Below are 24,465 nucleotides of genomic sequence, written 5' to 3' on the forward strand. Positions count from 1 at the left end.
TCGCGTCCATCCTGCCGCTCGCGACGCCTTTAACTCCCGCAGCCGAGCAGTACCGACCATGTCCCACACCGACGCGGTCCGCGAGCGGCTCGACGCGTATCTCGCCGACAACGACCTTGAAGCCGTCTGGTTCGCCCGACCCCCTTCCTTCGCGTGGCTGACCGGCGGGAACAACGTCGTCGACCGCGCCGCCGATATCGGGGTCGCCGCCGCCGGCTACGACGGCGACGGCCTCACCGTCGTCACCGACAACATCGAGGCGGAGCGACTGGTCGACGAGGAACTCCCCGACGACGCGACCGTCGAGACCGTCCAGTGGTACGAGGCCGACCTCGCCGAGGCGGTCGCGGCGTTCAGCCCGACGCCGGCGGCCGCCGACTTCGACGTGCCCGGCTTCGAATCGGTCGACCCGACCGACCTCCGCCAGCCGCTGACCGACGCCGACGTCGAGCGGTTCCGGTCGCTGGGCGCCGACGCCGCCGAGGTGGTCGAAAGCGTCGTCCGCGAGGCGAGCGCCGACGACGAGGAACGGGAGGTGGGCGGCCGCCTGCGCGACCGGCTGTTCGCCCGCGGCATCGACTCCCCGGTCGTCCTCGTCGGGAGCGGCGAGCGCACCCGGGAGTACCGCCACTACACCACCCGCGACAGCGAACTCGGCGACTACGCGCTGGTCTCGGTCACCGCGGTCCGCGACGGCCTCCACGCCAGCATCACCCGCTCGGTCGCCTTCGACGCGCCCGAGTGGCTCGACGAGCGCACCGAGGCCGCGATGCGCGTCGAGGCCAGCGCCCTCGCTGCGACCCAGCGCGTCGGCCGCGAGGGCGGGGTCGCCGGCGACGTGTTCGACGCCATCGAAGAGGCCTACGCCGAGGTGGGCTACGAGGGCGAGTGGCGCAACCACCACCAGGGCGGCGCCGCGGCCTACGCCGGCCGCGAGTGGTTCGGGACGCCCGACTCGGAGGCCCCGGTCCACGTCCCGATGACCTACGCCTACAACCCGACGGTCCAGGGCGCCAAGAGCGAGGACACCCACCTCGTCACAGACGAGGGCATCGAACTGCTGACGGGCACCGGCGACTGGCCGACCGAGACGGTCGAACCGGTCGGCGACGGCCCCGAGATGGAGCGCCACGCCGTCCTCCATCGCTGAGCGGTCGCTACCTGTCTTCTCTCACCGCTGAGTCGCGCTCGCCGCCACAGTCGCGCACGCCGCTATCGCCGGTGCTGTCGCTCGCGACCGTCGCGAACGCTGAAAACGAGTCCCCGGTCCGGTACGATCCCCCTTCGGTCAGTCGTCGTCGGCGGCCGCGCCGGCCGTCGCCGACGCCTCGGCCGTCACGCGGTAGGCGGGCTTTCGCACGATCTCCGTCCGGTGGCAGCGAGCGCAGACGTACTCCGTCAGCTTCGTCGTCTCGTCGTTGTGGCTCATGCGCTCGCCGCAGTTCGGGCACTCGGGCATTATATTCCTAATACAGTGGTGCACACTATAAATAGTTACGTTCCCGCGTATCGACAGCGATACCCGCAGCTCTGAGTCAGTGAGGGCGGAGAGAACGGCGAGATCGGGGGGACGGCGAGGGAGTCAAGAACAGCGAGAACTTCCGGCTCGTCAGTGCGAGCCGCTCGGTACGGGGGTCCAGTCGTCGCCCGTGTCGAGGCGGCGCAGGCGGTCCGCGACGGCGTCGCGCCGGTCGGTCAGGGCGTCGAGCGCCTCGGGGACCAGCTCGCGGGCCGTCGGGATCGTGTCGGCGAGCGCGTCGTGGGCGTCGCGGTAGCAGGCGGCCGCCCGGGCGGTCCGTCCCTCCTCGCGGTGGTCGTCGCCCGCACGGATCCGCCGGGCCGCGTACTCCCGGCGCGTCTCGACGAGCTGTCCCGCGACGGTGTCGACGGCGTCCCTGATCCGTTCGGTGTCGCCCTCGAACCGGCGCGTCGACCGCCCCCAGTCGAGCGTGAGCGCGGTCCGGTAGCGTTCGAGCGCGAACTCCAGCCGGTCGGCGCGCTCGCGGCGGTCGTCCGTCTCGTCGGCGCGCTCGCGGGCCTGCTCGGCCGATTCCACCGGCGCGCGTTCGAGCGCGGCGACGTTGCGCTCGACGCGGTCGAGCTTCGTCCGGAGCCGCTCGGCGGCCGCCTCGTCGACCGCCGCCAGCGCCTCCTCGTAGTCGCCGTGGGCGCGGCCGTAGGCGTCGTGAGCGCGCTCGTACTCGCCGTCGCGCCACGCGGCCTCGGCGCGGTCGATCGCGTGTGCCGCTCGCCCCTCCAGCACGGCGAGACGGGCCTCCCGGATCCGCTCCTCGGCGCGCTCGATGCGCTCGGTCGCGGCGGCGACGCCGTCCCCGTGGAGTTCGCGCTCGGCCCGCCGGGCGGCGTCGGTCTCGCCCATCGCGTCGCGGACGGCCGCCATCGCGTCGTCGTAGCGCCGCGCCCCGGTCAGCCGGTCGGCCTCGGCGACCGCCGCCCGGGCGTCGTCCAGCCGCTCCTCGATCGCGATCCACGACAGCGACGCCGCGTCGAGGTACTCGACCATCGGTCCCAGCTCCGAGCGGCTCGGGAAGTACCACTCCACGTCCGCCGTCGTCGTGACGACGAACTCCCCGGCGAGGACGCCGTCGCTGTGTTCGACGACCTCCACGTCGGCCAGCGGGACGCTCGTCGACCAGTCCCCGCCGTCGCTATCGCCGACGAGAAAGCGCAGCCGGGTGTCCGTCGCCAGCGCGAACGCGCGGTACCCCTCCCCCGGCGCCGTCCGCTCGCGCTCGTCGCTGCCGACCTCGCTCCGGAGTACCCCCTTCTTCCCGTTCGCTCGCACCATCACGGGCCGTTCCCCCTCGTCGAGGTGCGACGCCAGCGGCGCCTCCCGCAGGTACCCGTCCGACAGCAGTCCCCCACGCCCCGTCCCCCCGAGAGTCGCCTCGTCGACGCCCTCGGTATCTCCACTGATAATCGGGGCCATAGTACCGGGTACAGGTCCGGGCGTAATGAGTGGCTAGGGTCGCGTGCCGAGAAGCGGCCAGGTGTGTACCGGTCTTGAACCGGACGGATCGTCGCTCGGCGGCGTCTGCGGCAGACGGGCGTCTGACTGAGATTTACGTGGGATCTCACGAAACGGAGCCGTGGATGGCTCGATTCACGATACAGTTGCCCGCGGAACTGGCGGGCGACGGAACGGGTACGGGCGGCCGGTCGGACGCGGAGGAACGGACGGGCGCGAGCGAACGGACGGGCGCGAACGCGCTGAACTCCCGGGAGGTCCAGTCGGCGGACGGCGAACTCGACGCGGCGACCCGCGGGTTCGTCGCCTGGGTCGAGTGCTGGGCCGGGGCGTAGTTACTGGCTGTCGACGAGCCGCCCGGCGATGCGCTGGGCGCCCAGCGACGGCGAGATGTCCGGGTGGTCGGCGGCGACGGCGGAGACCTCGCGGTCGAGTTCCTCGCTGACCCGCGCCTCGAATTCCTCGACGATCCCCGGGATGCAGGCCATGCCGCCGGTGAGGACGATGCGGTTGTCCAGCGCCAGCTGGTAGACCTTCATGTAGTCGTTGGCGAGTTCCGGGAGGAAGGTGTTGCAGAACTCCTCGACGGCGTCGTCCAGGTACTCGTTGCAGGCGTCCATGACCGAGCGCTCGATGGTGAACTCGTGGGAGCCGCCGCCGGGCTGCTGGATGATGTCCGTGAACGGCTCGAAGCTCTCGAAGTCGGCGTGGTCCTCCTTGTACTCGCGGGCGGTCTGGGTGTCGATGTTGACCCGGCCCTGGGTCTCCTCCTCGACGTAGTTGGCGATCATCCGGTCGACCTCGTTGCCCGTGACCGCGCCGGTCGTGAACGGGGCCAGCTGCTCGCCGCGGCGGTAGCCCGACGCTTCGAGGTTCGTCGACCCCATGTTGACGGCGACGAAGATCTCCTCGATGGCTTCGAGGTCGTCGCCGCGAGCGGGGATCGAGCCACAGAGCGACTCGGGGTAGCTCTCGACCAGGGCCTCGCCGATGGAGGAGCTCTCGATCACGTCCTCGAGGTTCGCCAGCCCCTCGGGGTTGTCGATGGTCGGGATGGCGTAGACGACGCCGCTGTTCTCGGGCACGTCGTTGGCGTCGATGACCTCCTCGAAGAACGTCTTGGTCAACTCGGCGCGCTCCTCGTCCTCGGGCAGGCCCGAGCGGAGCATGAACTGGACCTCGTCGGGGTACTCCGTGGCGGCCTCCTCGCCGTAGAGGACCCGTTCCTCGCCCGTGAGGGGGTCCTCGTAGGTCGCCAGACAGGTCAGCGTCCGGATCGTCTCGATCTCGCCGTCGTCGTCGGGGTAGGCGATCACCGTGCGGGTACTGCCGAGCTTCACGCCGATGGGCACCGGGTCGTCGTCGCTCATGCCCCCGGCTTTACCGCCACCCCGGATAAATGTACCCCGGAAATTATCGTTTCTGCGAACGTCGGCCCCCGCGGAAATTAGGGGCCGGCGGGCCGGAAATTAGGGGACAGCGAACTCGCCGGCCGAGCCGACCGAACTGGCCGCCGGTATTGGCTGCCCCGCCGCCGTTCGGTCGCCGGTACCGACTGCCCTGCCCCCGCCCGACCCCCCGGCGGCCGCTTCGATGCCCTTAAGCCGAGTCGTTAGTAGGATACTAACAACAGAGTTGTCGTGATGAGAGAATACAGCGCGGAGGACGGGCGGAGGGATCGCTGATGGCCGGGATGGACGACGTGGCGGGCGCCGTCGTCGCCCACCGGCGGCTGGTCGTCGTGGCGCTGCTCGTCGCCGTCGGCGCGGTCGGCGCCGGCGCGGTTCAGGTCGAGGACTCGGCGTCGCTGTCGCAGTTCGAGACGAGTTCCGAGGAGGCCGAGAAGCTCGAGTACGTGGACTCGAACTTCGGGGCGGGCGGCAACACGACGACCGTCCAGGTGATCGTCCGCGAGGACGACGTCCTCGACAGGGAGTCGCTGCTCGACCAGTTGCGCTTCGAGCGCGCGCTCGTCGAGGACGACGCGATAAACCGGACCCTCGACGGTTCCCAGCCGCCGACCGGGATCGCGAACGTCGTCGCGACCGCGGCGATCCGGGAGGAGCGGGCCGAGAACCTCTCGGAGCGCGGCCGGGCGCTGGCAGCCGAACGGGAGCGGCTCGACGAGACGGGCGCGCGGCTGAGCGACGCCCTGAACCGGACGCGGGGGCTTCAGCAGGAGTACGTCGAACTCAACCGCTCGCACGCCGCCGGCGAGGTCGACGACGCGACCTACCGCCAGCGGTCGGCGGCCATCGAGCGGAACCTGACGGCCGCCCGGACCGACGCGACCGCCGGGCTGTCGGCCGAACAGAGCGAGACGTTCGCGAACCTGACCTCGCAGGCGCGGACGCTCCAGTCGCGGCTGGCCGCGCTGAACGCCTCCTACGCGCAGGGTGAGATCGACGAGTCGACCTACCGGGAGCGCGCCGGGGAGATTGAGGCGGAGTTCGGCGAGGTGTACGGCGGGATCGAGCGCGTGCTGGCGCCGGACGCCCGCGCGTTGCGGGAGCGGGCCGCGGCGCTGCAGGAAGACCGGGACGCGCTCCGGGAACGCGCCGAGAACGGGTCGACCCCGCCGCTGGCCGACCAGATCGACCAGCTGGCGTCGATGAACGCCTCGGCGGTCGAGGGGACCGTCGAGCGGGTGCTGAGCGAGGGCGGCGGGAGCCGGGCGTTCGCGCTGATGCCGACGAGCTACGAGCCCGGATCGACCAGCGCGTCGGCGACGATGGTCGTCGTCACGCAGACCACCGAGTCGGCGGTCGCCCAGGGCTCGGCGAGCGAGCGCATCCAGGACTCCCAGACGGCGATCCAGAGCCTCGCGCGGGGTGAGCTGAGCGCCGACGCGATGGTGTTCGGCGCGGGCATCATCGCCGACGAGACCAACCGGTCGATGCAGGACAGCCTGACGGTCGTCGGGCCGTTCGCGCTCCTGTTCGTCCTCGTCGTGCTGACGATCGCCTACCGCGACCCGCTGGACATCCTGCTGGGCGTGTTCGGGCTGGCGCTCACGCTGCTGGTCACCTTCGGCTACATGGGCTGGATGGGGGTCGCCTTCAACCAGCTGTTCGTCGCCATCCCCGTCCTGCTGATCGGGCTCTCGATCGACTACGCGATCCACGTGTTCATGCGCCACCGCGAGGCGCGCGGCACGGAGGGCGACACCGGCGGCCCCGCGGCGGTCGCGGGCTCGATGCGGACGGCGCTGGCCGGCGTCGGCACGGCGCTGGTGCTGGTGACCGCGACGACGGTCATCGGCTTCCTCTCGAACCTCACCAGCCCCGTCGGCCCGATCCGGGAGTTCGGCGTCGTCAGCGCGGTCGGGATCGTCGGCGCGCTCGTCGTCTTCGGCGCGCTGATCCCCGCGGTCAAGGTCGAGATCGACGCCGTCCTCGAAGGCCGGGGCGTCGACCGGCGCAAGCGGGCGTTCGGCACCGGCGGCGGCGCGTTCGGCCGCCTGCTCGGAGTCGGGGCGACCGCCGCCGACCGGGCGCCGTGGGCGGTCATCCTCCTGACGCTGCTGATCAGCGCGGGCGGCGCCTACGGGGCCACGAACGTCGACACCGCCTTCGCCCAGAAGGACTTCATCGCGGAGGAACCCCCGGAGTGGATGGACGAGCTGCCGGCGGCGATGCAGCCCGGCGAGTACACGATGCGGGCGACCTTCGAGTACGTCAACGAGAACTTCCTGCGGGAGGACTCGACCGCGGAGTTCCTCTTCGAGGGCGAGGTGGCGACCGCCGACGCCCTCCAGCGGGTGAACCGGACCGGCGAACTCGCCGCCGAGAAGGGCGTGACCGTCACGCTCTCCAACGGCGAGGCCGACGTGCGGAGTCCGCTGACGGTGATGGAGTCGGTCGCGGCGACCAACGAGACGTTCAACCAGACCCTCGCGGCGAGCGACACCGACGGCGACGGCGTCCCCGACCGCAACGTCGCCGGCGTCTACGACGCGCTCTACGACGCCGCGCCCGACCAGGCCCGTCAGTACGTCGAGCGCGACGGCGGCGAGTACGAGGCGCTGTTGCTGACGGCGTCGCTGCGCGGCGGCGCCGCGGGGTCGGCGGTCACGACCCAGATGGACGCCGTCGAGGCGGCGGTCTCCGGCGGCGACGTGACCGTCACCGCGACCGGTCGCCCCATCGTCAACGAGATCGTCCAGTCGGACCTGCTCACCACGGTCGTCGAGAGCCTGGTCATCACGCTGGTCGTCTCCTTTGTCTTCCTGATGGTCGTCTACCGGCTCGCGGAGGGGTCGGCGACCCTGGGGCTGGTGACGCTGCTCCCCGTGGTCTTCAACGTCTCGTGGATCCTCGGGACGATGTACCTCCTCGACATCCCCTTCAACGTGCTGACCGGGATGATCACGAGCCTGACCATCGGGCTCGGGGTGGCCTACAGCATCCACCTGAGCGAGCGGTTCAGCCTCGAACTGGACCGGCAGGGGTCGGCCAGCGAGGCGATGCACACCGCCGTCACCGGGACCGGCGGCGCGCTGCTGGGGTCGGCGGCGACGACCGTCGGCGGCTTCGGCGTCCTCGTCTTCGCCATCCTCCCGCCGCTCCAGCAGTTCGGCTTCATCACCGGGCTCACGATCGTCTACGCGTTCCTCGCGAGCGTGTTCGTCCTGCCGAGCCTGCTGGCGGTCTGGAGCCGCCACCTCGGGCCGGCCGGCGCCTTCGACGCGGGCGACGAGGGACCCCGCGGCGACCGGAGCCCCCACGACGGCCGGGGACCGGACGGCGACGCGCCGGCGGCGGACCCGCTGTCCGGGAGCGCGAACGGGCAGTCCCCGGCGGCCGACGCTCCGGCCGGATCCGACGACGGCGTCGCGGCGGGCACCGATTCGGCGGCGTCGGCAACCGCCGCCACGGGGACCGCCGCCGCGGCGACCGCTCCCGCCGCGAGCGCCGGGACGAACGGCGAGGGGGTGCCCTACGCGACCCGTTCCGTGGAACCGACGCGGGTCTCGCCGGGCGGGACCGCCCGCGTGACGGTCACGCTGCCGTCGGCCTCGGGCCGGGTCGTCCTCCGCGAGGCGCCGTCGGTCGGGCGTGTCTCGCTCGACCGCGTCTCGCCCGAGCCCGTCGAGCGGGTCGCCGCCGACGGGCGGGTGTACGTCCTCTGGGAGTTCGACGGCGAGGACGGGCAGCGCGCGGCGGTCGAGTACACGCTCGCGGTGCCCGGGGGGCTGGCCGAGGGGGACGCAGTCGCCTTCGACGGCGAGTTGCTCCTGCCGGACCACGTCGTCCCGGTGGCCGGGCCGGACGCCGCGGCCGTCACGACGGACGTGGCCGGCGCGATCCTGGCCGGCGACGGCGTCGACGAGCGGGACCTCGCCGACGCGGGCCGCCACCTCGCGGCCGGGCGGCTCTCGCCCGAGGCGTTCGAGCGCGTCTATCACGGCTGGCTGGACGAACACGCGAGCGACCGATGGGACGCGAGCGACGACCCGGGGGACGGATCGACCGCGAACGGCACGGACGCGAGCGACTCGCGGGCCGACCCGCGGGCGGACGAGCGACGGACCGGGGGTGACGATGACTGACGACGGCGAGGCGGAGGCCGTCGAGGCGCTCCAGCGGCTCGGCCTCTCGAAGTACGAGGCGCAGGTGTTCGTCGCCCTCGAACGCCTCGGGACCGGGACCGCCCGCGACGTGGACCGGATGACCGACGTGCCCCGCTCGCAGGTGTACGGCGCCGCCGAGAACCTGGAGGAGCGGGGCCTCGTCGAACTCCAGCAGTCCAGCCCGATCCAGTACCGCGCGGTCCCCCTGGCGGAGGCCCGCGAGACGCTCGCCGAGCGCTTCGAGCGCGAGCAGGACCGCGCCTTCGAGTACCTCGAGGAGGTCCGGCGAGGGGCCGACCACGAGGACGAGCACCAGGAGGGCGTCTGGACGGTCCACGGCCGCGACAACGTCGCCTCCCGGGTCCGCCAGATCGTCGCCGACGCCGAGGAGACGGTCCTCTACGCCAGCGGGCCGGGGCTGCTGGACGAGGCGGTCACGGCGGCGCTGCGCGAGCGGGCCGAAGCGGTCGACGTGTGGGTCTGTAGCGCCCGCGTCGACGACCCCGAACTCGTCGAGGCGTTCGCCGACTCCGCGGTGACGCTCGCGCCGTTCCCGGACGACCCGACCGACGACGCGGCCGGGCGGCTGCTCGCCGTCGACGGGGACACCGTCCTGCTCAGCGTCCTCGGCGGCGAGGAGCTGCCGGGCGTCCGCGCCGAGACCGCCATCTGGAGTTCCGACACGGGCATCGCGACGGTCCTGCTGGAGCTGCTGCGCGGGCACATCGTCGACGACACCGAGATAGAACTGTAGCGCCGGTCACCCCCGCGACCGGCCGGTCGGGTCCCGGGACTCTCCGTCAGTCCCGCTGCATGCCGGCGAGCTTCGCGACGTAGACCAGGCTGAGCATGTGGTCGTCCACGTCCAGGTCGTTGCCGTCGTTCGACCCCGTCTCGTCGATGCCGAGGAGGTAGTCGTTGAGCTGGCCGGCCACGTCCTCGGTGATCCAGTCGATCGACTCGTAGTACGCCAGGGCGTCGGCGGCGCCCTTGTAGCCGGCGTGCATCAGCAGGAACTCCAGCCACTCGAAGACGACGAACTCGGCGGCGTAGGTGTCGGGCACCCCGCGGAGGTACGGCTTCTCCATGTCCCCCTGGCTGCCGACCAGCGGGAGCAGCTCGCGGTACAGCCCCGCGCGGAAGGAGTCACCCGCGGACATGCTCGCGTCGCCGACCTCGTCGAGCGGGCCCCACTCCTCGCCGGCGTCGTCGGGTCGGGGATCGTCGGGCCGGTCGTCGCCCGGCCGCGGGTCGTCGAGGTCGTCGCGCTTGCGCGCCATCTCGCGCAGCTCGTTCAGGTCGTAGTCGCGGGGGTTGATCGTCATCGATACTGGTTCTATCCCGCCCCGTGCTGATAAATCTTGCACACGGTCGGACGCCCGTCAGACGGCGTCTATGGGGCGTTCGGCGCGCTCGCGGCCGGTCGCGGGCTGGCGATCCGGTCCGGCCGACCGGTCGTTGCCCCCTCCCGGGCCCGCCCGCAGTCGGCCGATTTCAACGTTTGATAGCCCGGCGCGTACCTTTTTAGGGCGGTAGCGTCGACTCCGGGACAACGTGGCGAGAAGTACAGCGCGCATCTGCGTGACCAACGCGAAGGGCGGGACCGGCAAGACGACCGTCGCGATCAACGTCGCGGGGGCGCTCTCCGAGCGCGGACGGGACGTGCTGTTCGTCGACCTGGACCCGCAGGGCAACGCGACCGAGGGCCTGGGGTTGCTCGACGAGTACGACGCGGCGCCGCCGACGCTGTTCGACGTGCTGACCGACGGCAGTCAGCGCGACCGGCTGGCCGACCTCGTGGTCGAGCACCCCGAGATGGACGTGGTCCCGAGCAACATCGACATGCTCCAGGCCGAGCGCGAGCTGACCATCGCGGACCTGGTGGCCCGCGCGACCGAGGGCGAGGCGGACATCGACCCGGCGGCGCTGTCGGCGCTGGCGGTCAACGTCACCCCGGACACGGTCTCGGGCGGCCACGCGCTGGACACGCTCGACGACGCGCTCGCCCACGTCGAGGGCGACTACGACTACGTCGTCGTCGACTCGCCGCCGTTCTACGGCAAGCTCACGGACACCGGCATCTACGCGGCGCGGAACATCCTCGTCCCGGCGCTGACGGAGGCGACCTCCGAGCGGGCCATCGAGCTGCTCGTCGACCAGATGACCGCCCTGGAGGGCCAGACCGACATCGCGGTGGACACTCTCGGCGTGGTCGCCAACCGCGTCGAGACCACCGGCGAGGACGAGGCGATGCTGGAGTGGTTCGAGGCGGTCTTCGCCGACGACCCCGTCTGGGAGGTCCGCAAGCGCGTGGCGCTCCAGCGGGCGTTCTCGGCGGGCGAGTCGATCTTCGCCTACGACCCGTCGGTCGACATGGCCGACGTGTTCCTCTCGATCGCGGCGGATCTAGACGAGCGGTTCGGCTACGCGGAGGCAACAGCATGACCGACGACGAACGCATGGACCGGGCCCGGCGCATCCGCGAGATGCGCGAGGGGTCCCGGCCGGACGACGAGGCACAGGACGACACGACCGACGCGGACGCGGCGGAACCCGACGACACACCGGTCGACGGATCCGACGACGCGGCAGCCGACGGAGCGGCGGACGACGAGGGCGACGGGGCGGCGGCTGCCGACGCCGGGGAAGCCGAGCCAGCGGCGGGTGCCGTGGCCGACGGACCGGCGGAGGACACCGAACCCGACGACTCAGCGGCGGACGACCCCGGCGCGGACCCGGCGGACGACCGTCCGACCGAGTCCGCGGCGGACGACGAGCCGTCCGGGTCCGGCGAGGACGACGAGCCGTCCGGGTCCGGCGAGGACGACGAGCCGTCGGGAACCGCGACGGGATCGTCCGCCGACGAGGCCGCCGAGGCCGTCGCGAACCTGGAGATAAACGAGGAGGCGGTCGGCGGGAGCGGCGGGTCGGGCGACGAGGGCGACGCCACGATGCACATCCCCGGCGCCGACGTGGGCGACGTGGACGTGGACGTCGAGGAGATGGCCCGCGAGGCCGGTCTGGAGTCGGCGGAGTCGGAAGCGGGTGACGGCGAGGGCGAGCCCGGGGCGGCCGAGATGGGTATCGGCGCGGCGGGTCGGGCCGCGGCTGCGGAGGCCGACACCGGCGAGCAGACCCGCGTGCTGGAGTTCGCGCTGGGCGACGAGCAGTACTGCCTCGACATCGAGTACGTCGAGGAGATCGTCAAACGCGAGACGGTGACCCGGGTCCCGAACACCCCCGACTGCGTCGAGGGCGTCGTCGACCTGCGCGGGCAGATCACGACCATCCTCGACCCGAAGGTGCTGCTGGACATCGACCAGGCCGGGAGCAAGGACCTCATCGTCGTCTTCGACCCGGAGGCGTTCGACGACCAGGGCGCCGTCGGCTGGGTCGTCGACGACGTGAACCAGGTGACGCCGATCACCGACGAGGAGGTCAACGACTCCCCGGTCGACCAGGACCACGTCAACGGCGTCGTCGACCGCGACGGCGAGTTCGTCATCTGGACGACGCCCGAACTCGACCTGGACGAAGTGGCCGGGTGAGCCGCTAGAACCGACGCCCGAGGGCGGACACGTCGCCGGCTTCGATTTTCGACCACCCGTGAAAATCGCGGGGAGAAACACCGTCAGAGCTCGCTCTGACGGGCCCCGGGAGCGCGAGCGGTTCCGCACCGATCCGACACGCCCAAGAGGCCCCCCGGCCCACCCGCGAGCGTGACCGACCGGAGCCGCGACGCCCTGGCGGTGTTCGCGACCGGCGCCCTCCTCGGGGTCGCGATCCTGGGCAACTACGCCGTCAACCGGCCCGGCACCTTCGGCCTCAACTACCGCGTCTACCACGTCGCCGCCGAGGCCGCGCTGGCCGGCGGGGACCTCTACGCCGTCACGCCGGCCGACAGCGGCTACCACTACGTCTACCCGCCCGCCGCCGTCCTCGCCTTCCTCCCCTCGGCGCTCTTCGAGAGCTGGGTCCCCGGTTTCCTCGCCATGACCGCCGTCTCCGTGGCCGCCAGCGCCGTCGCCGCCCGCCTGCTCGCCGACTACGTCGAGTCGCTGGGCTACGACGTGGGCCGCCTCGAACGGGTCCTCCTGTTTTCGTTCCTGCTCGCGTCGGCCCACTCGGCGCCCTCGCTGGGCTACGGCCAGGTGAACCACGTCCTCACACTCGCGCTGGTCGCGGGGTTCGTCGGGCTCGCCCGCGACCGGGAGACGGGAGCGGGCGTCGCGCTCGCGGTCCCGGCGTTCGTGAAGGTCTTCCCCGCCGCGGTCGGCCTCTGGCTGCTCCGCCGGCGCGCCTGGCGCGCCATCGGGGCGGCCGTCGGGACCGCAGCGAGCCTGTTCGGCCTCGGGCTGGTCGTCTTCGGCGTCGACACCACCCGGACGTACGTCACCGACGCCCTGCTCCCCCAGCGCGAGACGGCCGACTTCGTGGGCGGACTGCCGCCGGGCAAGAGCTTCGTGACGCTCCGCCGGCCGCTGTCGGTGCTGTTCCCGAACGCCGACCCGGTCTGGTACGCCGTCGGCGCGGCCGCGCTGCTGGCGCCCGTCCTCGCCGCGCTGTACTACCGGCCCCGGACCGTCACCGACCGCCACGTCGCCGTCCACGGGACGCTGGTCGCGATGGTCCTCGCCTTCCCGTCGCTGCTTTTGTACTACGCCTACACCGCGTTCTCGCTCGTGGTGCTCCTCTACGACCTCCCCGCGGGCCGCGGCCGACAGCTGTTCGTCGCCGGCGCCCTGCTGGCCAACGTCTCGCTGTCCTACGGCAACCTCCGGGAGACCCTCTGGGCGCTCCCGGTCGGTCCCACGGCCAGACAGGCAATCCTCGACGCCGCGCTCCCGGTGCTCCGGCTCGGGACGCCGGTGCTGTGGGGCAGCCTGCTCACGCTCGCGGGCTGTCTCGTCTACCGCGTCGAATCGGGGGCGCTGTCGGTCCCCGCGCCGCTCCGGGGCGTTCTCGGCGACGGCGACGCCTGACCGAACTCGTTCACGGCCGTTCGCCCCAGGCCAGTCCCAGGTACCCCAGCCCGAACGCCTCGAAGCCGTGGTCGGCACAGTTCGAGTAGACGGCGTCGCGGGCGGTCGCGACCCGCCGCTCCAGACTCTCCACGGGGGAGACGCGGCCGTCGCCCGGGGCCGCCAGGCGCACGAACGCCCGGAACCCGAGGTTGAGCGGCGCCGCCACCCGCCGCTCGGAGCGGCCGGCGTTCAGCAGGGCGATCCGCCCGCCCGGATCCAGCATCCCGACCCACCGCTCGACGGCCGGGCGCGGGTCGGCGAACATCCCGACGACGAACGTCGCGAGGACGGCGTCGACGGGACCGTCGACCGGCGGCCGGCGGGCGTCGGCCTGCAGCAGGTGGACGTTGTCCCAGCCCGCGCGGTCGATCCGCTCGCCGGCCCTCCGCAACATCCCCCGGGTCACGTCGATCCCGACGACCCGACCCTCCGGGCCGACCCGCTCGCGCAACTGGGCGAAGTTCGCGCCGGTGCCACAGCCCATCTCGACGACGGTATCGCCCGGGTCGAGGTCGAGCCGGTCGGCCGCGCGGTCGCGCCAGGAGTCGACGCCCGGCGCGGTCGCCAGCCAGTCGTAGGCGGTCGCCCACCGGCCGTAGAACGCCTGGGTCGCCCGAGTGTCGTCGGCCATTACAGCTCTCTGACCGCGCGGGCGGCGGCCGGCGCCTCCGCGGCCAGCACGTAGACGATCGGTTCGACGCCGAACCCGCCGGTCTGGTAGAGCACGTCGGCGTCGGGCGACTCCGCCAGCGCGTCGGCGACGGCGTCGGTCGGGTCCCGCTCGGCGTCGAACTCGACGGCGGTGTAGCCCGCCGCCTCCAGCGCCTCGACGATCGCCGGGTCGTAGCGGACGTTCAGCGCCGCGCGGGCGTCGCTGCCGCCCGCCCGCGCCGCGAGCAGCACGCTCGCGACGTGCTCGCTGACGCCGAACTCCGGGTCCGCCGGGATCGCCGTCGTCCCTTCCAGGTCGAGGATCCGACCCGGCACCGCGGCCACGTCCTCGATGCCGTCGGCGTCGGGGAGGCACTCGACGAGGTTGGAGCCGACCGCCGGCACCAGTTCGGGGAAGTCGTCGGTGTTCTCCAGGATGCGGACGCCCCGCCGGAGCGACGCGAGCACCTGCTCGGCCGCGCGGACGGTGCTGTCGGGGTCGTGGATGGCGAAGCGGTCGTCCCCGTACTCGGCGAGGCCGGGCATCTCCTCCTCGTGGAGCTGGGCGAGCAGGTCGCCCCGCTCCAGCCGGCGGACGAACACCTCCGCCTCGACGAGCGCCTGGACCGGGCTCATCTCGCCGCTGGCCAGCCCCTCGGCGAGGCGCTCGACCAGCTCGTCCATGCGCCGGTCGGCCAGCAGGCGCTCGTTGCGCTCGACCTCGCCGTGGACGTACTTCGAGACGGCGCTCTGGCTGATCCCCAGCAGCTCCGCGACCTCGCTCTGGGTCAGGTCCCGCTCGCGCAGCGCCTCGGCGAGCATCGACCTGAACGTCGGCAGGAACTCGTCGACGACGACCTCCTCGACGAACTTCATCGGCCGGTCACCGCCGTTCTCGGTAGCATGTCACTGATCCCCGCCGAACTCCCTGTCGCCCTGGATCTTCGAGGCCTGTGGCCCGGACTGGTCCTGGTACTTCGAGCCGCGTTCCTCGCCGTAGGGCCGTTCGGCGGCCGTTTTCAGCTCCGTGAAGGTGAGCTGTGAGATGCGCATCCCCGGCGTCAGCGCGACGGGCGCGGTCCCGAGATTCGAGAGTTCGAGCGTGATCTGGCCCTTGTAGCCGGGGTCGCACAGGCCGGCGGTCGCGTGGACGACGATGGCGAGCCGGCCCAGCGAGGACCGCCCCTCGACGTGGGCGATGAGGTCGTCGGGGATCTCGACGCGCTCGCGGGTCGTCCCGAGCACGAAGTCGCCGGGGTGGAGGATGTACTCGCCGTCCTCGGGGACCTCGACGCGGTCGGTGTAGTCCTCCGTCTCCTGCTCGCTGTTGGGATGGATACAGGGGATGTTGGCGTGCTGGAACTCCAGGAACTCCCGACCCAGCCGCAGGTCGACGCTGGCGGGCTGGATCTGGATGTCCGGGTCGTCGAGCGGTTCGACGACGAGATCCCCCGCCTCCAGGCGTCGCAGAATATCGGCGTCCGACAGTATCATACAGGTGTCTCTCCCCGCTGGCGTGAAAATCTCACGGTTGTCGCCGGGCCGGATCCCATCGAGGTGACGACGAACGCGGCCGGCGTCGTCGCCACGGGCTGGTCCTCGGTGGGCGAGCGGGACAGTGCCGGTCACCGCTCGACGGGCTCGTAGACGAACCGCTCGACCCGGGCGGGCGTCGCCTCGGCCGGCCCCTCGTCGGCGACGGCGTAGGGGCCGACCACGACGCCGGTGAACCCGCCCGCGACCTCCGTCGCGAGGTACTTCGGGCGCGCCTCGGCGACCGGTTCGCCGTCGACGCGGAACTCGTAGGACTCGGCGGCGGCGTCGACACCGAGCGTCACCCGCTCGCCGACCGGTTCGCGCGCGAGCACGTCGGTCGCGTCCCCGACGGTGACCCTGACCAGGGCCGTCCGGTCGTCGCCGTCACAGACGACGCCCAGTTCGTAGTGGTGCTCCTCGTCCATGACGAGCGCCAGCCCCGCCTCCTCGCCGGGGTCGGGGTCGAATACGATGTCGGCGCGGACCCGGCAGTCGAAGTGCGTCTGCCGGCGCGCGAGGAAGGTGGTCCCCTTCTCGTCGAGCGTCTCGGGGCCGCCCCGGAGGACGAGGCCGTCGCCGGTGAACGCGTAGCGGTCGCGGTCGGGCGTCCGCCGGTAGCAGAACTCGACGGGCCGTCCCTCCGCGAAGTCGGTGTCGGTGTGCTCGACGGGGTTCGGGTCGGCGTTCGCAGGGTCGGCGTCTCCCGGTAGCGCGGCCGCGTCGATCTCCGCCGGGACCTCCGCACCGTCGACGACCGGCCAGCCGTCCGCCCAGGCGACGGGCGCGAGGAACGTCTCGCGGCCGAGGTGGTGCCAGCCGGGGAAGCCGCCGCGGGGGCGGATCCCCAGGCAGACCAGCCACCAGTTGCCGTCGGCGTCGGTCACGAGGTCGGCGTGGCCCGTCGCGTGTACGTCGCGGTAGAAGTCGTCGCGGTGGGTGAGGACCGGGTTCTCGGGGTGGGGCTCGAACGGCCCCGTCGGGTCGTCGCTCCGGCCGACCGTCACCGAGTGGCCGGTGTGGGTGCCGCCCTCGGCGGCGACGAGGTAGTAGGTCCCCGCCCGCTCGTAGATGTGGGGCGCCTCGGCGTGGGGGTCCTCGTGGCCGGTCCAGACGGTGCGCCGTTCGCCCAGTTCGCCCGTCTCCGGGTCGATCTCGGCCTGCTCGATCCCGCGGTCGGTGTCGGTCGTGAAGTAGGTGAAGTAGGCGGTGTCGCCGTCCCAGAAGAGGTCAGGGTCGATGCCGGGCGCGTCGACGTACACGGGGTCGGACCACTCCCCCGCCGGGTCGTCGGCGGTGACGAGGAAGTGGCCCTCGCCGCTGGTGTTCGTCGACGTGAGGTAGAATGTGCCGTCGTGGTGGCGCAGGGTGGGCGCGAAGATCCCGCCCGAGGCCCGCGCATCGCGGGTATCCAGTTGCGACTCGCGCGCGAGCGCGTGTCCGATCGGTGCCCAGTCGACCAGGTTCTCGCTCCGGTAGAGCGGCAGCCCCGGGAAGTACCCGAAGGAGCTCGTCGCCAGGTAGAACGTCTCGCCGACCCGGCAGACCGAGGGGTCGGGGTGGAAGCCGGGCAGGACGGGGTTGGTCGGCATACCACAGCGCTCGGCGGGCCGGGTGGTAACTCCTGCGGACCCTCGTACCGCCCGGGGAGTCGGTGCGGGATAGAAAGGCAGTTACGCGCCCCCTGCCTCGGGGAGACCATGAAGCAGGCCATCGTCGCCCGCGCCGACCTCGGGATGGGCGAGGGGAAACTCGCCGCGCAGGTCGCCCACGCCTCGCTCATGGCCTACGAGGACGCCGACCGGGGGGCCGCCAGCGAGTGGAAGGGGAGCGGCCAGAAGAAGGTCGTCCTCCGGGCCGACGGCGAGTCCCAGCTGTTCGAACTCGCGGACAAAGCCGAGCGCGAGGGGCTGCCCCACGCCGTCGTCCGCGACGCCGGCCACACGCAACTCGAACCGGGCACCGCCAGCGCCCTGGCCGTCGGCCCCGCCCGCGACGACCTCGTCGACAAGGTGACCGGGGACCTCTCGCTGTACTGAAACCACGCGACCACGGTCGCGTGGTCGGTCGTCCGACTCGCACAACCGGCAAGTGTTTTTATACGACTATCCCTAACCCCAGGTTAGTCACGACGACTCAGTGACGCACTATGCAGGATCAGAACCAGCAGGCGTACGACCGCGGGACCTCGATCTTCTCGCCGGACGGACGCCTCTATCAGGTCGAGTACGCTCGGGAGGCGATCAAGCGCGGCACCGCCAGCGTCGGGGTTCGGACCGCCGACGGCGTGGTGCTCGCCGCGGACCGCCAGGTTCGCTCGCCGCTCGTCGAGCAGGAGAGCATCGAGAAACTCCACCGCGTCGACGACCACATCGCGGTCGCGAGCGCGGGCCACGTCGCCGACGCGCGCCAGCTCGTCGACTTCGCGCGCGAGCAGGCGCAGGTCAACCGCCTGCGCTACGACGAACCGATCGGCGTGGAGGCGCTGGCCAAGGAGGTCACCGACTACATCCAGCAGTACACCCAGAGCGGCGGCGTCCGCCCGTTCGGCGTGGCGCTGGCCATCGGCGGCGTCGACCCCGACGGTACGCCGAAGCTCTTCGAGACGGACCCCTCCGGGACCCCCTACGAGTGGCAGGCGACCGCCATCGGCGGGAACCGCGAGCGGCTCATGGGCTTTCTCGAAGACGAGTACCGCGACGGCATGGACCTCGACGCCGGGGTCGCTCTCGCGCTGGAGGCGATCGGCGAGGGCGATGAGGACGGCGCGGTCGACGCCGGGGCGGTCGAGGTGACCGTGGTCGACACCGAGACCCATCGCGTCCGCTCGCTGGCGCCGGACGAGATCGAGTCACACCTCGCCGACCTGGACCTCGGAGGTGCGACCGATGAGTAGATTCACCGACCCGCTGACCGGCGACGACGCGGTCGGCGACCCGACTGCGCCGGAACTCACTGACGGGTTCGGCGGCGGCGACCACTCCGGCGGAGCGAGCGGAGCCGGCAACGCCCGGACCCGCGACGAGGACGCGGTCAACAAGACGGGGACGACCACCGTCGGCATCGCCACCGAGGACGGGGTCGTCGTCGCGACGGACATGCGCGCCTCGCTGGGCGGGCGGTTCGTCTCGAACAAGTCCGTCCAGAAGGTCGAGCAGATCCACCCGACGGCCGCGCTGACGCTCGTCGGCTCCGTCGGCGGCGCCCAATCGTTCATCCGGACGCTCCGCTCGGAGGCAGACCTCTACGAGGTGCGCAAGGGCGAGCCGATGAGCGTTCACGCGCTGGCGACGATGGCGGGCAACTTCGCCCGCGGCGGCCCGTTCTTCGCGATCAATCCGGTCCTCGGCGGCGTCGACGACGAGGGCAGCCACGTCTACTCCATCGACCCCGCCGGCGGAGTCATGGCCGACGACTACACCGTCACGGGTTCGGGAATGCAGCTCGCCTACGGGGCCATCGAGGGCGCGTACGACCGCGAGATGAGCCTGGCCGACGCGCGGGACCTGGCGGTGCGGGCCGTCGAGGCCGCCAGCGAGCGCGACACGGGCTCGGGCAACGGCGTCTACGTCGCCGAGGTCACCGCCGAGGGCGTCGACATCGAGGGGTTCGACGACACCGCCGCGGCGCTCGAGGAGCGGTAACCGGGGACAGGGACGCGGCCGCGACGGTTCCGCGGTCCGCCGACTCCGCGCCCGACCCTCTTGCGACCCGGAGGTTCTGTGACGGCCCGGCCCGCGACCCACCCGTTTCGGAGGCGCGCGAGCGGCGACCGTTCAGTTGTTGAGGAAGTAGACCTGTTTGCGGGCGTCGTGGAAGCTGTAGCGCGAGCCCACGAGGCCGGACTCTTCGAGACGGTTCAGCGCGTAGCGGACGGTCCGGTCGGGCAGCAGCGACTCCTCGGCCAGCTGGCCCTGCGACAGCGGCGCGTCCGTCTCCAGTACCTTCGCCACCAGCTTCGCGCTCGGGGGGAGCTCGCGGAGCCGCTCGCGGAACTCCGCCTCACCCAGCGCCTCCTCCGCTGCGGACTCGTCTATCGTCGTGCTCATGTCTCCCCGTCTCGCGAGGGTACTGGTAAAAGTTGGCTATATGGGTGACCATACAGTCCAAACCATATAAGGAGACCTATTATTTCTGCCCGTTCGTCGAACGCGTCGCCGGCAGGCGACGGTCTCGGCCGGATTCGCCGCGGACAAAGCGGACGCGGTCGCCCCGGGCCACACGTTTTCGTCGCTGTGGACCGACGGTCCGGTATGGCGTCGATCCCGGAGTCGTACCACGAACTGTTCGACAAGGAGACGTACGCCCACTTCGCGACGCTGACGCCGGAGGGGTTCCCACACGTCACGCCCGTCTGGGTCGACTACGACCCCGAGGACGACCGGGTCCTGGTCAACACGGCGCGAAGCCGTCGGAAAGAGCGCAACGTGCGCGAGGACCCCCGGGTCGGCGTGAGCATGGTCGACCCCGACGACGCGTACCGCTACCTGTCGGTGATCGGCGAGGTGACGGCGCTGACCGAGGACGGCGCCGAGGCCCACATCGACGAACTCGCGGCCCGGTACCTGGGCGTGGACACCTACCCCAGCTACGACGACGACCCCGGCCCCCGGGTGATCGTCGAGATCAGACCCGACGAGGTGTTCGCGTCGGACGTCTCGTAGCGACCCCGGCGGTGAGCGACCGGCGGTCGGTGGCGCGGCCGACGGCGCGTCCGCCCGCGAGGTTTTCAGTACTCTTTTGGCCCCTGCGGAGGGAAATCCCGGTATCGTGAAGGGTCAGGAGTGGTACCAGCAGGAAACTGTCGTCGAGTCCTACGAGGACAAACGCTTCTCCCGCGGCGGGGGTCGGCTCACCGACCGGCTGGAGAAGGAGGCGGTCGGCGAGGCGCTCGCGCCCGTCGAGGACAGGAAGATACTCGAGATCGCCTGCGGCACCGGCCGGTTCTCGGTGATGCTCGCCCAGCAGGGGGCGGACGTGGTCGGACTCGACATCTCGGCGCCGATGCTCGGCGAGGGCCGCCGGAAGGCCCGCCAGGCCGGCGTCGACGACCACCTGGAGTTCCTGCGCGGGGACGCCGCCCGCCTCCCGTTCCCGGACGACCACTTCGACTCCGTGTTCGCCATCCGCTTTTTCCACCTCGTCGACGAGCCCGAGCGGTACCTCCGCGAGCTGGCCCGCGTCTCCAGCGACCAGGTCGTCTTCGAGACGTACAACCGCTTCTCCGGCCGGTCGCTGTACAACTGGGCGCTCCCGATGGGGTCGCGGCTCTACTCCCGCCGGGAGGTCGACGGGATGCTCGCGGCCGCCGACCTGCGGCTGACCGACGAGACCCACGAGTTCGTCGTCCCGTTCGGCCTCTACCGCAAGCTCCCCGGCGGCGTCGCGAAGGCCTTCCGCAGCGTCGAGGAGGGGCTCGACCGCACGCCGCTTGGCGACAGCCTCGCCTCGATCTCCTACTGGGACGCCACCGTCGAGTAGCGCGTCCGGGCACCGTGGTTCGCCGTCGCAGGGCCCGCTCGTCCCACGACTTTTATACGCGTCGAGTCTGCTACGGACTGTATGCAGCTCTCGGTGGTGGTTCCGACGCTCGACGGCCGGGAGCAACTCGCCCGGACGCTCGACGCGCTGGCCGCGCACGTCCCCGCGGCCGAGGTGGTGGTCGTCAACGGGCCGTCGACCGACGGGACGACCGGGATGGTCCGCGAGCGCGACGACGTGGACGTGCTCGTCGAGGTCGCCGACCGCACCGTCACCGCCGCGCGCAACGCCGGCATCGAGCAGACCACCGGCGACGCCGTCGCGCTGGTCGACCAGGGGCTGGCCGTCACCGACGAGTGGCACGACGCGCTCGTCGCCGGCCTCGACGAGGCCGACGTGGTCTCCGGCCCGGTCCACGAGCGGCTGCGCGGCGGGATGACCACCGAGGAGGTCGAGTCCGACGCGCTCGCCGGCCGCGAGGTCACCTACTTCAACGGCGGCAACGTCGCCTTCTCGCGGGCGGCCCTGGACGCGCTGGACGGCTTCGACGAGTACCTCGAGATCGGCAGCGCCCGCGACGGCGCCCACCGGCTCGCGAACCTCGACTACGCCGTCACCTGGCAGTCCGGGATGGGCGTCGCCCGCGAGGTCGGCGCCGACGGCGGCGGGCCGACCAGCGACCCCGGCTGGAAGTACCGCTCGCTTTCCTACCGCCTCGTCAAGAACTACGGCGTCCGCCCGCGCGTGGCCGCGCGGATGGTCGCCCACGCCGGCCGCGACGCCCTCGACTCGCTGCGGGACGTGGCCCGCGGCGACGGCACGCCCTCGAACTGGCTCACCACCGGCCGGGACGTGCTCTCCGGGCTCGCCGTCGGCGCCAAGGACGGCGCCTGGGCGCGCCTGCTCGACCGCTCCCCCCGCCGTAACCCCTACGGCCGCTCGGCCCGCTCGGAGCGGGCCGTCGCCGTCTACGACCGCCGCTGACCGATCCCCCGTCGAACGCCGGAGAGCGAGACCCGTCGAACCACTCGACAGCCACGCGTGACGAATCCGTGTGAGCAGCGGGTGCGGTGCGAGCAGCGGGTGCGGTGCGGTCGGCGCGCGCTGGAGCGCGCTCTCGTGCGCGCGACCGTAGCCGCGCGAGGTCTTCGTGAACTGTGAACGAAGGCTCGTCGGAGCGTGCTCCGACGGTGGATGAGCGACCGCGGGGAGTGAATCGGCTGGGGAGGTTCGTGGCCCGTTGCGGTGCTGTGCGGGGCGGTCGCGGCGCGGTCGCGGCGCGGTCGCGGCGCGGTCGCTGTCCTGATGGAGTGAACGGGCGAGGCGTGCTCGCGTTTATATAGTCGCCTGAGCGGGCACTATCCGCGCGGTGCGAGGCGCGTGGCGCCTCGAAGCGAACGGCTGTGGCGTGAGCGGGCGGTGCGGAGAGCGCGGATATCCCGCCTCAGCGACCGCGAGCGCACCGAGGGCTTTCATCGCTTGCTGTCCCAGGTAGTCGATTCAGAGCAAGCGCGCCGAGGGCGTTCAGCGCACACCGTCGAGTGCGGTGACGACTCCAGCTAGCGAGCGCGCCGAAGGCGTTCATCGCCTGCCGTCTCCTGCGGGGGACACGACCGACGCTCAGCAAGTCAGCTCCGGGACAATCACCCAAACTCCCTATCCGTCGCCGGCGGGTGCGAGCGCGTCGAAGACGCGGCCGGGGTTGTTCGAGAAGACCTTGGTCATGGCGTCCTCGGGCACGTCGAGGGTCAGCACTTCCATGACGGCGACGTTGGGGTGGGCGGCGGGCGAGCCGCTGCCGAAGCAGACGCGGTCGGGGTGTTCCATGATCGCCCGCTCCAGCGGGTCGCGGTAGCGGACGAAGCTCGTGTCCAGGTACAGCGACGAGGCGGCGTCCAGCAGGTCGATGCTGCGCTCCATCAGCTCCCGGTCGAGCGGGTGGCCGCCGAAGTGCGCGAGCACGACCGGGAAGTCGTACTCAAGCAGCGTCGCCTCGACGGCCTCCGGGGGGAATCCGCGGCCGCCGTGGACGACGGTCGGCAGCCCCACCTCGTCGAGTTGCGCCAGCACCTCCTCGTCGGGGAGGCCGTCGCGGGCGGGGTGGAGCTTGAACCCGACGAAGCGGTCGTCGTAGGCGTACTGCTCGACGTCCCCGGGGGAGGTGTGGTGGTCCCCCCGGCGGGCGGTGAGGTTCCGCAGTTTCGCGGCGGTCGTGTCGGCGGGGTCGCGGGCGCCGTTGATGCGGGCGACCGCGACGAACGGCCGGCCGACGCTCATCCGCGCGACGGCGTTGTTCGCCGGCAGGTAGTTGCCCTCGCGTGCGCTCGGGAACACGAGCGACCGCACGACGCCGGCCTGGTGCATCTCCCGCTCCAGCCGCTCGGGGTCGCCCAGCCCCTCCCGCTGGCGCCGGTCCTCGTCCGGCTCCAGCCGCGCGTGCACGTCGACCACCCGGAACCCGTGCTCCAGCTCCAGCATTCACCCTACCATGTGTGGACGTGGTTAAAACGGTTGTCGGAGCGAGCGAGGCGGTGGTCGGATCGGTGTTCGGACCGGTCCTGGTCGCGTCACCCGGTGAGCCGTCTGGAGAGCCGTCCGAGAGCGAATCCGGCCGTCCCCGCGAGACACGCGTAGACGCCGGCGAGAAGCAGGTAGCCCCCGACGATGACCCACATATGGCCCGCGAATATCCCCGGGCGGGAGTGCGGAACGACGTACGCGGTGACGAGGACGAACTCGACCCCGATACAGCTCGCCAGCCCGAATCCGGAGTAGCTGACGACCAGACCGACCGAGACCGCTACGAGCCCTTCGACGGGGAACGACCCAGGGACCACGACGAGCGGGATTCGCAGTCCCGACCGGAACGTGGGTGAGACGGTCGCGCTCCGCACCAGCCAGATGGCGACCGCCGCGCAGATCGTGGCGTTCCAGAGCTGGCGGCTGTGTCGCTCGTCGGTCTCGAACACCCAGGACGGGAGGATCCGGCCGGACACGGACGGTGTGATTCCACCCGTTCGTTGTAGTTCTTCTGTGCATCACGACCGGGAACACTCGGTCGCGGTGACCGCCACTGCAGCCGACAGCGAGCGGCGAACACCCTCGACGCGCTCGTGGTCGCTGAGCGACATACTCTCGCTCCGCTCGGGTAGAGGTCGCTCAGGCGACTCCCGGCGCGAGCGCGCCTCGCCCGTTCACTCCGCCAGGACCGCAAC

24 protein-coding genes are annotated in these 24,465 nt (G+C 71.8%); 13 read left to right on the top strand and 11 right to left on the bottom strand.

The window, feature by feature from the left end:
* Nucleotides 1-58: 58 nt before the first annotated feature.
* Nucleotides 59-1,150 carry a M24 family metallopeptidase gene (locus E3328_RS10430; RefSeq protein WP_135364496.1) on the top strand — a complete coding sequence of 364 codons (1,092 nt, stop codon included), beginning with the start codon at nucleotides 59-61 and terminating at the stop codon, nucleotides 1,148-1,150.
* A gap of 138 nt (nucleotides 1,151-1,288) precedes the next feature.
* Here the strand turns inward: E3328_RS10430 and E3328_RS21975 are convergent, their stop codons facing one another.
* Nucleotides 1,289-1,459: a hypothetical protein gene (locus E3328_RS21975; RefSeq protein WP_167837255.1), complete on the bottom strand. Its 171-nt coding sequence runs from the start codon at nucleotides 1,457-1,459 to the stop codon at nucleotides 1,289-1,291.
* Nucleotides 1,460-1,609: 150 nt separating this feature from the next.
* Nucleotides 1,610-2,950: a hypothetical protein gene (locus E3328_RS10435; protein ID WP_135364497.1), complete on the bottom strand. Its 1,341-nt coding sequence runs from the start codon at nucleotides 2,948-2,950 to the stop codon at nucleotides 1,610-1,612.
* A gap of 164 nt (nucleotides 2,951-3,114) precedes the next feature.
* Between E3328_RS10435 and E3328_RS10440 the strand changes: the two genes are divergently transcribed.
* The gene (locus E3328_RS10440) at nucleotides 3,115-3,324 is read left to right on the top strand and encodes a hypothetical protein (RefSeq protein ID WP_135364498.1); all 210 of its coding nucleotides are present in this window, start codon (nucleotides 3,115-3,117) and stop codon (nucleotides 3,322-3,324) included.
* On the opposite strand, the gene E3328_RS10445 is transcribed toward E3328_RS10440, so the two are convergent.
* Nucleotides 3,325-4,359 (bottom strand): actin-like salactin, encoded by a 1,035-nt coding sequence (locus E3328_RS10445; protein ID WP_135364499.1) that lies wholly within the window; start codon nucleotides 4,357-4,359, stop codon nucleotides 3,325-3,327. It abuts the gene before it with no gap.
* 314 nt (nucleotides 4,360-4,673) lie between these two features.
* Between E3328_RS10445 and E3328_RS10450 the strand changes: the two genes are divergently transcribed.
* Both E3328_RS10450 and E3328_RS10455 read left to right on the top strand, forming a co-directional pair.
* The gene (locus tag E3328_RS10450; RefSeq protein ID WP_135364500.1) at nucleotides 4,674-8,540 is read left to right on the top strand and encodes an MMPL family transporter; all 3,867 of its coding nucleotides are present in this window, start codon (nucleotides 4,674-4,676) and stop codon (nucleotides 8,538-8,540) included.
* Complete coding sequence (locus E3328_RS10455; protein WP_135364501.1) at nucleotides 8,533-9,315, top strand: TrmB family transcriptional regulator; 783 nt, start codon at nucleotides 8,533-8,535, stop codon at nucleotides 9,313-9,315. The genes E3328_RS10450 and E3328_RS10455 overlap by 8 nt, the downstream gene beginning before the upstream one ends.
* A 46-nt stretch (nucleotides 9,316-9,361) precedes the next feature.
* On the opposite strand, the gene E3328_RS10460 is transcribed toward E3328_RS10455, so the two are convergent.
* The gene (locus E3328_RS10460) at nucleotides 9,362-9,886 is read right to left on the bottom strand and encodes a FlaD/FlaE family flagellar protein (protein ID WP_135364502.1); all 525 of its coding nucleotides are present in this window, start codon (nucleotides 9,884-9,886) and stop codon (nucleotides 9,362-9,364) included.
* A 229-nt stretch (nucleotides 9,887-10,115) separates the two neighbouring features.
* On the opposite strand from E3328_RS10460, the gene E3328_RS10465 reads away from it, so the two are divergent.
* The 3 genes from E3328_RS10465 (at nucleotide 10,116) to E3328_RS10475 (ending at nucleotide 13,543) form a co-directional block, all read left to right on the top strand.
* Nucleotides 10,116-11,006: a ParA family protein gene (locus E3328_RS10465; protein WP_135364503.1), complete on the top strand. Its 891-nt coding sequence runs from the start codon at nucleotides 10,116-10,118 to the stop codon at nucleotides 11,004-11,006.
* Nucleotides 11,003-12,109, top strand: coding sequence for a chemotaxis protein CheW (locus tag E3328_RS10470; protein ID WP_135364504.1), 1,107 nt, complete (start codon nucleotides 11,003-11,005; stop codon nucleotides 12,107-12,109). Before E3328_RS10465 ends, E3328_RS10470 begins: the two co-directional genes overlap by 4 nt.
* Before the next feature lie 171 nt (nucleotides 12,110-12,280).
* On the top strand, nucleotides 12,281-13,543 hold the full coding sequence (locus E3328_RS10475; protein ID WP_135364505.1) for a glycosyltransferase family 87 protein: 1,263 nt from the start codon (nucleotides 12,281-12,283) through the stop codon (nucleotides 13,541-13,543).
* A 10-nt stretch (nucleotides 13,544-13,553) separates the two neighbouring features.
* On the opposite strand, the gene E3328_RS10480 is transcribed toward E3328_RS10475, so the two are convergent.
* The 4 genes from E3328_RS10480 to E3328_RS10495 form a co-directional block, all read right to left on the bottom strand.
* Complete coding sequence (locus E3328_RS10480) at nucleotides 13,554-14,216, bottom strand: class I SAM-dependent methyltransferase (protein WP_135364506.1); 663 nt, start codon at nucleotides 14,214-14,216, stop codon at nucleotides 13,554-13,556.
* Nucleotides 14,216-15,112: a thiamine-phosphate synthase family protein gene (locus E3328_RS10485; protein WP_135364507.1), complete on the bottom strand. Its 897-nt coding sequence runs from the start codon at nucleotides 15,110-15,112 to the stop codon at nucleotides 14,216-14,218. The genes E3328_RS10480 and E3328_RS10485 overlap by 1 nt, the downstream gene beginning before the upstream one ends.
* 30 nt (nucleotides 15,113-15,142) lie before the next feature.
* On the bottom strand, nucleotides 15,143-15,730 hold the full coding sequence (dcd, locus tag E3328_RS10490; RefSeq protein WP_135364508.1) for a dCTP deaminase: 588 nt from the start codon (nucleotides 15,728-15,730) through the stop codon (nucleotides 15,143-15,145).
* 131 nt (nucleotides 15,731-15,861) lie between these two features.
* Complete coding sequence (locus tag E3328_RS10495; protein ID WP_135364509.1) at nucleotides 15,862-17,361, bottom strand: glycoside hydrolase family 43 protein; 1,500 nt, start codon at nucleotides 17,359-17,361, stop codon at nucleotides 15,862-15,864.
* 108 nt (nucleotides 17,362-17,469) lie between these two features.
* On the opposite strand from E3328_RS10495, the gene pth2 reads away from it, so the two are divergent.
* From pth2 to psmB, 3 genes are all read left to right on the top strand, one after another.
* Nucleotides 17,470-17,808, top strand: coding sequence for a peptidyl-tRNA hydrolase Pth2 (gene pth2, locus E3328_RS10500; protein WP_135364510.1), 339 nt, complete (start codon nucleotides 17,470-17,472; stop codon nucleotides 17,806-17,808).
* Nucleotides 17,809-17,918: 110 nt separating this feature from the next.
* Nucleotides 17,919-18,665: an archaeal proteasome endopeptidase complex subunit alpha gene (gene psmA / locus E3328_RS10505; RefSeq protein ID WP_135364511.1), complete on the top strand. Its 747-nt coding sequence runs from the start codon at nucleotides 17,919-17,921 to the stop codon at nucleotides 18,663-18,665.
* The gene (gene psmB / locus E3328_RS10510) at nucleotides 18,658-19,413 is read left to right on the top strand and encodes an archaeal proteasome endopeptidase complex subunit beta (protein ID WP_135364512.1); all 756 of its coding nucleotides are present in this window, start codon (nucleotides 18,658-18,660) and stop codon (nucleotides 19,411-19,413) included. The genes psmA and psmB overlap by 8 nt, the downstream gene beginning before the upstream one ends.
* Before the next feature lie 132 nt (nucleotides 19,414-19,545).
* Here the strand turns inward: psmB and E3328_RS10515 are convergent, their stop codons facing one another.
* On the bottom strand, nucleotides 19,546-19,818 hold the full coding sequence (locus E3328_RS10515; RefSeq protein ID WP_135364513.1) for a MarR family transcriptional regulator: 273 nt from the start codon (nucleotides 19,816-19,818) through the stop codon (nucleotides 19,546-19,548).
* A gap of 204 nt (nucleotides 19,819-20,022) precedes the next feature.
* Between E3328_RS10515 and E3328_RS10520 the strand changes: the two genes are divergently transcribed.
* From E3328_RS10520 to E3328_RS10530, 3 genes are all read left to right on the top strand, one after another.
* Entirely contained in the window at nucleotides 20,023-20,433 is a 411-nt protein-coding gene (locus E3328_RS10520) for a pyridoxamine 5'-phosphate oxidase family protein (protein ID WP_135364514.1), read from the top strand.
* 106 nt (nucleotides 20,434-20,539) lie between these two features.
* On the top strand, nucleotides 20,540-21,250 hold the full coding sequence (locus E3328_RS10525) for a class I SAM-dependent methyltransferase (protein WP_135364515.1): 711 nt from the start codon (nucleotides 20,540-20,542) through the stop codon (nucleotides 21,248-21,250).
* An 81-nt stretch (nucleotides 21,251-21,331) separates the two neighbouring features.
* Nucleotides 21,332-22,234 carry a glycosyltransferase family 2 protein gene (locus tag E3328_RS10530; RefSeq protein ID WP_135364516.1) on the top strand — a complete coding sequence of 301 codons (903 nt, stop codon included), beginning with the start codon at nucleotides 21,332-21,334 and terminating at the stop codon, nucleotides 22,232-22,234.
* 672 nt (nucleotides 22,235-22,906) lie between these two features.
* On the opposite strand, the gene E3328_RS10535 is transcribed toward E3328_RS10530, so the two are convergent.
* Both E3328_RS10535 and E3328_RS10540 read right to left on the bottom strand, forming a co-directional pair.
* Nucleotides 22,907-23,728, bottom strand: a complete 822-nt coding sequence (locus E3328_RS10535) for an amidohydrolase family protein (protein WP_135364517.1) — start codon at nucleotides 23,726-23,728, stop codon at nucleotides 22,907-22,909.
* 89 nt (nucleotides 23,729-23,817) lie between these two features.
* Nucleotides 23,818-24,246, bottom strand: a complete 429-nt coding sequence (locus E3328_RS10540) for a hypothetical protein (RefSeq protein WP_135364518.1) — start codon at nucleotides 24,244-24,246, stop codon at nucleotides 23,818-23,820.
* Nucleotides 24,247-24,465 lie beyond the last annotated feature (219 nt).

Source organism: Halosimplex halophilum (genome assembly GCF_004698125.1).
Classification (GTDB): Archaea; Halobacteriota; Halobacteria; order Halobacteriales; family Haloarculaceae; genus Halosimplex; species Halosimplex halophilum.